Annotated in this window: 8 protein-coding genes; 4 read left to right on the top strand and 4 right to left on the bottom strand. The window is 37.3% G+C overall.

From position 1 onward, the window contains the following. The 3 genes from AC33VI_RS06675 to AC33VI_RS06665 form a co-directional block, all read left to right on the top strand. Positions 1-904 (top strand): FtsW/RodA/SpoVE family cell cycle protein (locus AC33VI_RS06675; protein ID WP_491781484.1); only part of this gene is annotated, 904 nt, incomplete at its 5' end. Positions 905-1,141: 237 nt separating this feature from the next. Beyond that, on the top strand, positions 1,142-4,279 hold the full coding sequence (locus AC33VI_RS06670) for a protein kinase domain-containing protein (RefSeq protein ID WP_491781483.1): 3,138 nt from the start codon (positions 1,142-1,144) through the stop codon (positions 4,277-4,279). A 48-nt stretch (positions 4,280-4,327) separates the two neighbouring features. Further along, positions 4,328-5,044 (top strand): DUF4230 domain-containing protein, encoded by a 717-nt coding sequence (locus AC33VI_RS06665; RefSeq protein WP_491781482.1) that lies wholly within the window; start codon positions 4,328-4,330, stop codon positions 5,042-5,044. Here AC33VI_RS06665 and AC33VI_RS06660 read toward each other — a convergent pair. The 3 genes from AC33VI_RS06660 to queC form a co-directional block, all read right to left on the bottom strand. Further along, complete coding sequence (locus AC33VI_RS06660; protein ID WP_491781481.1) at positions 5,033-5,986, bottom strand: Npun_F2552 family protein; 954 nt, start codon at positions 5,984-5,986, stop codon at positions 5,033-5,035. The genes AC33VI_RS06665 and AC33VI_RS06660 overlap by 12 nt on opposite strands. 37 nt (positions 5,987-6,023) lie before the next feature. After that, positions 6,024-7,112: a DUF1517 domain-containing protein gene (locus tag AC33VI_RS06655; protein ID WP_491781480.1), complete on the bottom strand. Its 1,089-nt coding sequence runs from the start codon at positions 7,110-7,112 to the stop codon at positions 6,024-6,026. A 197-nt stretch (positions 7,113-7,309) separates the two neighbouring features. Further along, positions 7,310-8,002: a 7-cyano-7-deazaguanine synthase QueC gene (queC, locus tag AC33VI_RS06650; RefSeq protein WP_491781485.1), complete on the bottom strand. Its 693-nt coding sequence runs from the start codon at positions 8,000-8,002 to the stop codon at positions 7,310-7,312. 131 nt (positions 8,003-8,133) lie between these two features. Here queC and mnmE point away from each other — a divergent pair, with 131 nt between their 5' ends. After that, positions 8,134-9,510 carry a tRNA uridine-5-carboxymethylaminomethyl(34) synthesis GTPase MnmE gene (mnmE, locus tag AC33VI_RS06645; RefSeq protein ID WP_491781479.1) on the top strand — a complete coding sequence of 459 codons (1,377 nt, stop codon included), beginning with the start codon at positions 8,134-8,136 and terminating at the stop codon, positions 9,508-9,510. An 18-nt stretch (positions 9,511-9,528) separates the two neighbouring features. Here the strand turns inward: mnmE and AC33VI_RS06640 are convergent, their stop codons facing one another. Further along, positions 9,529-10,929: a sugar transferase gene (locus AC33VI_RS06640; protein ID WP_491781478.1), complete on the bottom strand. Its 1,401-nt coding sequence runs from the start codon at positions 10,927-10,929 to the stop codon at positions 9,529-9,531. Positions 10,930-11,646: the final 717 nt, after the last annotated feature.

The raw sequence follows: 11,646 nt of genomic DNA, 5'->3' as shown, positions 1-11,646 counted from the left end.
CAAGTATTCACCTTTGATGGTTGTGATTCTATTACTCTTAATTTTTGCTACTTTGATTCCAGGTTTGGGTAAAACGACGATGGGCGCAAGCCGTTGGATTGCTATTGGACCATTTTCGATTCAACCTTCAGAATTGATTAAACCTTTTTTAGTTTTACAGGCTGCTTATATTTTTTCTCGTTGGCATGAATTACCAAACAAAATACGTTTAGTTTGGATTGGTATTTTTGCTCTGGTATTGGCAGGAATTCTCAAGCAACCAAATTTGAGTACGACTGGATTGTGTGGCATGAGTCTTTGGTTGGTTGCTTTAGTAGCTGAGTTACCCTGGTCGCAATTAGTTGCAGTTTCTCTGGGAGGAACGAGCGTGGCAGCTTTGAGTGTAGCTTTAAATCCCTATCAACTGGATCGAATTACTTCATTTATCAATCCTTGGAAAGATTATCATGATAAAGGATATCAATTAATTCAAAGTCTACTGGCGATCGCATCTGGGGGATTGAATGGTACTGGATTTGGTTTGTCTCAACAAAAATTATCATATTTACCAATTCGTTCGACGGATTTTATTTTTGCCGTTTACGCTGAGGAATTTGGCTTTATTGGTTCTATCTTGTTGTTGGCTCTAATCATCGGTTATGGGACTCTAGCTCTAAGAGTAGCGATTAAATGCGATCGCCCTATTTCCAGATTAGTGGCGATTGGAGCGATGGTTTTCTTGGTAGGACAGTCTTTAATTAATATTGGCGTAGCCACTGGTTCTTTGCCGACGACTGGTTTACCATTGCCTTTTTTCAGTTACGGAATTAACTCGATAATTGCTTCTTTATTGCTAGCAGGTTTATTAATTAGAGTCGCTAGAGAAAGCAATACTTCGGAAATAATTCAAGGTGATTTTCGTTAAGCAACAATTTTCACCCCAGAATTGAAAAACCATTGTACAATGTGGCATCTATAGTTATGTCAAAAGATTAGGTTTTTGACTCGACAACCATCGAATAAAATTCTAGGATATATCGATTTCATTTGGTACGAGATAGTTTTTGTATAATATGAAGGTTTTTAAGGTAACCAATTAAACTATAGATAAATTATTAATCTCAATCTAAATGAGAGCTTTATATTTTGCCGAAAATTCATTATGCCTATCCCCCATTGGGACATCTCAAATTCTACTCGTAAAATTAATCAACCCAAACAAACCAAACAAATAATGCACGTTCCTGGCTCAATTGTTGGTAATCGATATCAGATTATTCAAAAATTAGGTAGAAAAGATATAGGCAACACCTACCTAGCCAAGGATTTACAAGCAACAGGTGATGCTAGATGTATAGTAGAAGGGTTAAATCTCGATTGCGATCGAGTAAACAGGTCGGCAATCGAGCAGCATCTGATTGGTGAAGTAGGGATACTCGAAAGACTGGGAGATCACCCACAAATTCCACAGTTTTACAATTATTTTGTCGAACAGCAATGTTTTTATATAGTTCGAGAATATATCAATGGAGATAATTTAGAACAAATAGTCGAACGAAAACTATTTAACGAAGTTGATGCGATCGATTTAATTCAAGATGTTCTGCGAATTTTGGATTTTATTCATAAAACCAACGTTATTCACCGAGATGTACGACCAGTTCATTTAATCAAACGCAAGCAAGATAATAGCTTTGTTTTAATTGACTTTGGTGCTATCCGCGAGCTTGAAGCAACAGAAATCAATCTTAAAGGAGAAATAGTTAAGAATATTTCTTTAGGACATTGCGGGTATATTGCTCCAGAACAAAAAGCAGGGCAATCTCATTTCCAAAGCGATCTATATGCTTTGGGAAAATCTGCTATCTATGCTTTAACGGGTAAATCTCCCCAAGAATTAGAAGAGGCAAGTCTTAATTGGGAAACTCAGTGTCAAGTAAGCTCAAAACTGCAAGACATTTTAAATATCATGATCTCCCCTAATTTGGAGGATCGTTACAGTTGTGCTTTAGATGTTTTGCAGGATCTTAAGCCATTATTGAGAATTGAGCAGACTGTAGGAGGACGCTACTTTATTACTCGCTATTTAGGAAATCAAGGGGGAGTAGAAAAGTATTTAGTAGATAATCTCCATCGTCAGTATCAATCTCCCTGTACCATTTCGCAGATCCAATTACCTCAGATTAATGGTGGAGGAAAAGTCAACATAGAACGCAGATTTTCTGAAGAAATTACGATGTTGGAAAGGTTGGGATATCACGAACAAGTTCCCGAACTATGGGATCATTTTGAAGAGAATGATGAGTTCTATTTAGTTCAAAGATATATTCCAGGGGAAAATTTAGCTCAAAAAATACAACAGCAAGAACTATCGGTTAAAGAAGTCGTCAAAATTTTAGCTAGTAGCTTATCAGTACTAAGTTTTATTCATCAAAATCGCATTATCCATCGCAATATTAAACCCGCTAACCTGATCGTTACCGACGAAGATGGAACAGTGGCAATGAGTGACTTTGGCATCTTGATGGATATTAAAAATCTGGCTAATTCTTCTGGGGATGCCAGCCAACAAGATGATAAGGACAACTATTGGTCTCCAGAACAAATTGCAGGCAGACCAACTATTGGTAGCGATCTCTATGCCTTGGGAATGAGCGCGATCGAAGTTTTGACTCATACCAAACCCAGCCAAATTCCCAGGGATAAAAAAACAGGCAAACTACTGTGGAATCAAAATTTAAACATCGATCGCCGTTTGGTCAAAATAATCGATCGCATGGTGGATTTAGATTTGGGAAAACGCTATCAGTCCGCAGATAAGGTGCTTCGAGATCTACAAAGGATTAATTTATGGGAGCGGGGAAACAGACAAGCTAGAAAATCTTGGGACACCATTGCCGATCTTAATCCAACGCCCAGACCAAAAATCAAAATATTTGCCCTCGTGGGATTATTGGGAATTATTTGTTTGCTTGGCAGTCTAGAATTTGCTTTTCCGACTCTAAGACCGACATATTATTGGTATCGAGGTAAAAAATTATTGTCAGATGAACCGCAAGTTGCTTTGGATGCTTTTACCAAAGGGATCGATCTTAAGCCCCAAAGTGCTATAGCCTGGTCGGGAAGAGGCGATGCTTTATCAAAGTTGAGACGCTATCCTGAAGCTTTAGAAGCTTATGCTGAATCGGCCAAATTGGATACTAGCAACTGGCAGAATTGGCAAAAACAAGGGGATATTTTATATAAATTAGACCGATTTAAAGATGCGATCGCTCTATACGATCGAGCATTAACCTTAGAAAAAAACGATGGTCAATTATATAATCGACGCGGTAAGGCTTTATACAAATTACAAGACTACGAATCTGCTTTGGCAATGCAGGAACGAGCGTTAGAATTAGACCGTCTCAATCCGATTTTTTTAAGCGATCGCGCTAACAATTTAATCAAATTAGGTAGATATTATGATGCTTTGACTTCCCTCAATCGAGTCCAAGTCAGCGAACCCGATAAAATGCAACTTTGGCAAAATAAAGCTTTAGTCTTAGATTATTTAAACCGCCCTCAAGAAGTAGCAAGAGTAGAACGAGAAATAGAAAGCAATTATCAAGAGGTTTTAGAACAACAACCTCAAAATGAAAAGATTTGGATGGCACAAGGAGATTTTTGGGTGAGTCGCCAAATGTATGCTAAAGCTCTCGAGTCTTACGAGCGAGCAACCGAACTCAAACCTAATTTATATCGAGGCTGGTTGGAGTTAGGAAAAACTCTAGGAAAAATGGGTCGAACTCAATCCGCATTGTCTGCTCTAGATCGAGCCTTAGAAATTCGAGGTCAGTCCTATTTAGTTTGGCAAGCCAAGGGGTTAATTTATCACAACAATCAAAACGATCTAGAAAGAGCTATTGACAGTTATAATCGCGGGTTAGCAATTAATGTCGATTACGCTCCTTTATGGCGCGATCGCGGTTTGGCTCTTAATCAACAAGGAAGATACTCACAAGCGATCGAATCTTTATCTAAAGCCAGCGAACTGTCCGAGCAAGATCCTGAAACTTGGGCGGGTTTAGCAACAGCTTGGGATTTGACGGGAGAGGATCGCAAAGCCTTATTCGCAGTAGACAGGGCGATTGAATTAAAACCTCAAGACCCTAATATTTGGAGTCAGAAAGGTCAAATTTATACTAAAAATGCTCGCTATAATGAAGCTTGCGACACTTATCGCCAATCTTTACCCGTAATTAACGATTCTTCTATGATTATGATGTCTATGAAAAGTTTGGGGTGTCGGATGAATTAGGAATTAAAATGGAATTATTAAATCTTGTTTTTTTAATTCATTTTTAGAGTGAAAACTTCTCCCCCCTCAACACCTTTTTGGCAACAATTAATTTTTTTAAGTATTGGTAGTATTAATCTAATTATTTTTTTAATTATTTTTAGTATTTGGCAGGCAAGCGATCGCGCTGTAAGTTTTGTCGGTAGTTTATTTAAACCTCAGCCAGTCGAACTTAAATTAGATGACTCGACTGCCATTGTCGAACGTTTGCAAAATATTCAAGAACTAACTACTACAGTACAGACGATAGAAAAAATAGTCCCGACTTCTGCCGAAAGAAAAATTGGTGACTTGCCTATAGCAACAACTCGACTATTGTATATTGCTCGCGGAGAAATTAGGGCGGGAATAGATTTAGGGGAATTGAGCGAGCGAGATATTGCGCTCGATCGCCATTCTATTGAAATAGATTTACCCGCAGCTAAAATATTAGATAGCAAAATTGATGTGGAAAATTCCCGCGTCTATGATTACAATCGCGGTTTTCTCAATTTAGGTCCCGATGTCGCCCCTCAATTACAAACTTTAGCCCAAAGAAATACCCTGACTGAGATCGCTACTACTGCTTGTCAAGAAGGCATTATCAACAGTGCCAACATCCGAGCGCAAGAAAGTATCTTTCAACTATTAACTAATTTGGGATACGAAGAAGTTACGGTGAATATTACTCCTATAACTTCTTGTCACATACAAAAAGATAAAAAGGTGGTTTCCTCATCTTTTTAAGAATCTCGGCTCTTTAATCAAGCGAATATAAAAATTCTTGAAAGTCGAGCGCAAAACCCGTGGTAGTCCAAAGTCGATGGGCATCAAAGCATCTGGCAATTTCCAATCCGATACTATTAAATCTGCGGGCTGACAATGGGGAAAGTTGATTTCAGCTAGTTCCCGACAACAACCCTGTTGGAATTGAGCCGCAAGGGTAGGAACGGTAAGAGGATCGACATTAAGAATTTCGACAATAGCTCTATCAAGGGCAAATACGTCCGCAGACGCACCTAAAATGCCTAGTTGTCTCGGTTCGCCACCACTAGGACCATTTCCTTCATGTCCGATAATTCCATCAATAATCGTTAAATCTGGCGAGATCGTTTTAGCAGTTTCGACGATCATTTCTCCAAAGCGATCGGCATTTTTACCCGCTTCCATATGCCACCAAGCTTTCATTTTTCCTGGTACGCAACCAAAAAGATTTTTCACGCCCATTGTCAGAGTCAATTGCATATGAGATTTAACTTTGGGTAAATTGATAACTACATCTGCATTCATTGCTTCTTTGGAAAGACGCAAATGTTGAAAGTTAGGGTTTTCTGTAGAATAACGTTGCCCTTTAAACTCAATTATCGGTAAATCTAATTTGTTGCAGAGAGGTAGGTAGCCATTAGCTTTAGCGACACCCCTAGCACTGCCAAAAGCAGGACTATCGCCCAAAAATGGTTTGCCTCCTGCTTCTTTAACTAGTTGAGCCACACAATAAACTAGTTCTGGACGAGTAATACATTCTTTTGTTGGACGACTGCCTGTTAGTAAATTTGGTTTTAATAAAACGCGATCGCCTTGTTTGACAATTTTTTCTATACCGCCCAAAGGTTCTAGCAGATACTCAATACTAGATTTTAATTGTTTGAGTTTGTAAGAATCAGCACGAATCAGACTAACTGTATACATTTCTATGTTGACTAATATTGAGCTTTAGGAAACTATTTTAGAATAATCTCATCATCTCAGGGTATTCAAGTAATAGTTCTCTGTTACTCAAATATGTATTTTCTGGTTGAGGATTCCAAAGTAAATCGAATTTCATTAGTTCGTCTTGATTTATTTCACTGAATTCAGATAGGATGTCAGCTAATTGTTTTTTAGTAGTTATTTCTTCAGGCAAAAATATATCTTTAGAAGTACAGAAAATTAAGGTTAAGATTGCATAAAAACTACTATCTTTGTTGGTATGATTACTTTTTTGAGATTCTCGATCTTGGCTAGCAATTTTGCTATTTTCGCTCCTAGAGATAATCTCAAAGTTCTCTTGGGCTTTTTCCAATTCCAACAACTTAGAACTACAATTAACATGAGTCACTTCATCTCTTTCTACTAAAAGAGAGATAGTTTTTTGCATCAATTCTCTAATACCTTCATCAGTTCTAGAGTCTACACTAGAACAAAGTTCGATTAATTCTTTCCTGACATCTCTATCTTTATTGTTTACCGAACAAGCAATTTGCAGCTTGGAAACTGTAACTTGAGACTTAGATTTAATCGGCGTGGTTTCTTCGTATTCTAAATTAAAGGAAGGGTAAGGAATTGCTGATTCTGGTTTATAAGTTGGCGATTTAATTAAAACTCTATCTCCTAAATCTTCATTAACATCGAGATTTAAAAGTTTTTTATAGAATAAGAAAAAAGGATAAAAAATTCCAAAAGGTACAAATAATAATACAAAAAAAGCAAGAGAAATCGTCCTGATAAATCTTGTTTGAGGACTATCTAATTCATTGTTTGAAGTTCCAAAACTAGTTAGATTGAAATCTAAGAAAGAATCTCCTTCAGAATATTGAGCGATCAACCACGATTCTGGTTCGGACAGAGAATTTTGAGATAAGGTATTTTCTTGTTGCCAACTTGTTGATGCTCGATCGACTTCAAAGGTTTGAATTGTTTTGCTATGCTGGTTGAGGTTTTTCAAATTTTTGTTTTTAATGAGTTTAGCCAATACTTCATTTGTATTGCAAAAACTGACAGTCGTCAGTAAACCTAAACCAAATAACTTTTGATTAATTTTTTTGAAATCGAACATTATCTATTATCTTATTTATCTTGGTTTTAAGTCGATCGTGGGTACGGTTGTATTTTATCAATCTAATTACTGATTAAGTATAAATACTATCGGTTTAGAAGAATCTTAAGTAAATGCGATCGAAAAATATAATACAAAATTAATACAATTTGAGATTAATTATAATATTTTTGTATTAAAGTTAATTTATAAATAGCTTATGATTCTTGTTTCAAGTCAGATAATGGACTAACTAGATCGTTACGTCCCAGTTCTAACATAGCTTGATCGCGAATGCGACAAGAATCGCATAAACCGCAAGGAATATCTCCTCCCTTATAGCAAGACCAAGTATCGGCAATCGGTACGTTGAGGGCTAAAGCACGACGGACAATATCAACTTTGGAATCTCGAACCAAAGGAGCGATTAGTTGTGGCGATCGCCCTTCAATTCCCGCTTTAGAGGAAAGATTGGCTAATTTTTGGTACGCTGCTAAATATTCTGGACGACAATCAGGATAACCAGAATAATCTACGGCATTAATTCCCAGGAATATGGCTTGAGCATCTTTTGCTTCAGCTAGAGATAAAGCGATCGCGATAAATACTGTATTGCGTCCAGGAACATAAGTTGAAGGGATAGTATCTGGTTCTAAGCCAGCTTGAGGAATATCTAAAGACCGATCGGTCAGAGATGACCCCCCCCACTGAGATAAATTAACATCAATAATAAAATGTTCTTCAATTCCTAAAGCTGTAGCCACTTTTTTGGCAGCTTCTAACTCTTTATGATGGCGTTGACCGTAGCGAAAAGAAAGGGCAATTGCTTGGTAGCCTGCGGCGATAGCAATGGCGGCGGTAGTTGCGGAATCCAACCCACCAGAAAGTAAAACTATGGCTTTATCCACGATCTAACTAGAACTCAATAAAATCTTCATACTAATAGAATCTACGACTTTTTTTCAAACTGCTTTTTCTCTTTCCCCTTGCCCCTTTTCCGATTACCCTCTTAATTAGAGTAACCATTTGTAGCCAAAATTTCATGTCCATAATTCAGGGAGAAACTATTGTTGCGATCGCCACTGCCATAGCCCCCAGCCAAGGTAGCGTGGGAATTGTCCGTTTATCAGGAGCCAACGCCGTCAGCATTGCCAAAAATTTGTTTGATGCTCCTGGAAAACAAGATTGGTCGTCTCACCGCATTCTCTATGGTTATATTCGCGATCCAGAAACTAAACGAATTGTAGATGAAGCTTTATTGCTCTTAATGTTACAGCCTCGTTCTTACACTCGCGAAGATGTAGTGGAGTTTCACTGTCATGGGGGTATTATTGCAGTTCAGGAAGTTTTGCAATTGTGTGTTGCTTCTGGGGCGAGATTAGCTCAATCGGGAGAATTTACTCTTCGAGCTTTTTTAAATGGCAGAATCGATTTAACTCAAGCCGAAAGTGTAGCGGATTTAGTCAATTCTCAATCTAAAGCTGCCTCTGAAATGGCTTTGGCAGGATTGCAAGGAAAATTAGGTAGTCCGATTAGAGATTTACGTCAAATATGTTTGGATATCTTAGCAGAAGTCGAGGCTAGAATTGATTTTGAAGATGACTTACCCCCTCTCGATGAAACTAAAATAAAACAGCAATTAAATGAAGTTTTAGAACGAGTAACTAAGATATTAGCCACCGCCGAACAAGGAGAACTATTGCGCAGTGGTTTAAAAGTTGCTATTGTCGGTCGTCCTAACGTGGGAAAATCTAGCTTGCTTAATGCTTGGAGTAAAAGCGATCGCGCTATTGTTACCGATCTTCCTGGCACTACTCGGGATACGATTGAATCGACTTTAGTAGTAGGGGGGATTCCCGTTAAAGTTTTAGACACCGCAGGAATTAGAGAAACCTTGGATACGGTAGAGCAAATTGGTGTAGAGAGGTCTCGTCAAGCCGCTGTAGGAGCAGATCTCGTGTTGCTAACTATTGACGCTGTGAAAGGATGGACGGTAGAAGACACAGAAATATATCAAAAAGTACGGCATCGACCTTTAATTTTGGCGATCAATAAAACAGATCTAGCTCCTCCTCAAGAGATAAATTATCCTGCCAATATTAGTACTGTAGTTTACACCAGTGCTGCCCAAGGAGAAGGTATTGATTCCCTAGAAACCGCAATTTTAGATTTGGCATCTCAAGGTAAAATCACTGCTGCTAATTCGGAAGTAACAGTCAATCAACGACAAGCTGCTGCTTTAACTAGAGCCAAGGTTGCTTTGTCACAAGTCTGCAAAACTGTCATTAACGAACTACCCTTAGATTTTTGGACGATCGACCTTCGAGGGGCAATTCAAGCCCTAGGAGAAATTACAGGAGAAGAAGTTACCGAATCTGTCCTAGAGCGTATTTTTAGTCGTTTTTGCATTGGGAAATAAGTCTAATTGTTTGTAGTATTATCTTCCCTTACCTAAAAATACTACTCTCAAAGTTTTAAAAGCGATCGCCAAATCTAACCATAAAGAATAATTTTTGATGTAAAACAGATCGTAAGAAACTTTCTGGTAAGCATCTTCTACAGAAGCACCATAGGGATAGGATACCTGAGCCCAACCAGTAATTCCAGGTTTTACTAAATAGCGAAAATCGTAATAAGGAATTTCTTCTCTTAATTTAGCGTCAAATTCAGGACGTTCGGGACGAGGTCCTACCATACTCATTTCCCCTTTGAACACATTCCAAAGTTGAGGTAGTTCGTCAATTCTAGTCAAACGAATGAAAGATCCCACCGTAGTAATGCGGGGGTCTTTCTTTTTCGCCCACTGAATTCCTTTTGCTTCGGCATTTTGGTACATGGAACGGAATTTATGAACGCGAAACTTTTTGCCATTGAGTCCCGTTCTCACTTGAGAGTAAAAAATTGAACCTTCGCTAGTTAGTTTGATTGCGATCGCCGTGGGCAGAGTTATTGGTAAGGTAACAATTAGCAGTATACCTGCTGCCAAAACATCGAAAACTTGCTTTAATTTAGCTTTAATTCGATGATGTAAAATATTGAACCCTGAAGTAAAAGCAAACCAACCATCTTGAATATAAGCAGGAGGAATTTTTTGCCAAAATTGCTCGCAAAAATTAGCCATGCTATAAACATAAACTCCTTTGAGTCTCATATCCATCAACTCTCGAATCATTTCTTTGGAAAGACTAGCTTCCGTACCATCAATTAAAATTCCCGACCAATATTGTTTTTTCCAAGCAGGGTTATAATTAGTCACTTCATCTAGAAGTAAAGAATTACCACTAGCGTTGGGTACTACCTGAGAAGATCGATAACTGTTGCCATAACGTTCTTCAAAAGAAACGAATTCGCTAGCCTCATGAAACCGAGGGTGTTTTTTACTAAAAGCCAAAACTTTGTTGTAGTCTCCCATAACCAAAAATCGGCTAGTTTGCTGGTTAGCTTTGAGCCATGAATCGACTATAGTTCTGCTACCTACCGCCCAAACGACAAAAACAACATTGGTAATAATTAGAACTCCCCTACCAACCAGAGAATCGTTACCCCACAATCCAGTGAGATAGATTAAACAAGTAACCACAACGATCGCTAATAAAGTTCCTAGAATAGCCCGTTCTGACAGTCTAACCCCAGAAACTTGCCTATTTAATTTGTAAGTATCAGTCAGGTAAAGTCCAAAAAGATACATTCCAACTAAAGCGTATAAAATAGGATCTTGCCAATTCAAAGACTGAGATAGACGTAATTGTAAAGCTATATGAAAAGAGCTAAGTAGTCCAATAACATCTCCTAAGACCAACAGCCACACGATCATCATGCGAGAAGATCGACTGTACACCAGGAAGTTTGATAAAGATTTCGAGGGACGTTCAGTATGCAACATTTTTTAAGAAAAATACTAAAATCGTAGGTTTTTATAACTTTAAAATAATATTACATTACGATCGGTATTTTTACTTAAGAAAATATGATAATGGTTGCTTAGTTTTATTTGCAGTTGAAAATTATGTTTTTTAAATACTTCAAGACCATGTTTGCCTAAATACTTAACCTACCAATGCTCAATCTATGGCTGAGAACCTTAGGTGTATGTTGAATCTAATTGCAATAGATTAATTAGTCCAAAATTAATCTAAAAATAATTTTTTTAAAGCTAAATGTTCTTTAATAGTAATACAACCGAGCATTTTTAGTAAATCAAGATCGAAGTTAAACACTATTAATTGCTTTGCTGGCTCTTTGATATCTCTAATAATAGAGGTTAAGAATTGTTTATTGTCCAATTAACGTAAATATGAGTTAAATTAGAAACTGTACAAATAATCAACAACAATTTGAAATTAATAAAATAATTGTTAATTGCGGTGTTAAATCGGTTTATTTAGCATAAAAAAAATTAATAAATAAGACTATATCTGGTTTTGCTACCCATAATGCAATCAAATTAACCTCTCATATTTAGCGTTTTTTTTGACCGTGAATTTAGAATAAATTTTTATTTGAATATTTTAAATCCTTAATTAGATTGAAGTACTATTGAATATAGTAGATAAAT

It is taken from the genome of Waterburya sp., from assembly GCF_058530065.1.
Note: the sequence above shows the minus strand (reverse complement) of the source record. Positions and strands in the feature narration are given on the sequence as shown.

Coding starts and splice junctions, on each gene's coding strand:
- mnmE (WP_491781479.1), top strand. CDS start 8,134: ATGTCCATAATTCAGGGAGAAACTATTGTTGCGATCGCCACTGCCATA.
- AC33VI_RS06670 (WP_491781483.1), top strand. CDS start 1,142: ATGCCTATCCCCCATTGGGACATCTCAAATTCTACTCGTAAAATTAAT.
- AC33VI_RS06660 (WP_491781481.1), bottom strand. CDS start 5,986: ATGTATACAGTTAGTCTGATTCGTGCTGATTCTTACAAACTCAAACAA.
- AC33VI_RS06655 (WP_491781480.1), bottom strand. CDS start 7,112: ATGTTCGATTTCAAAAAAATTAATCAAAAGTTATTTGGTTTAGGTTTA.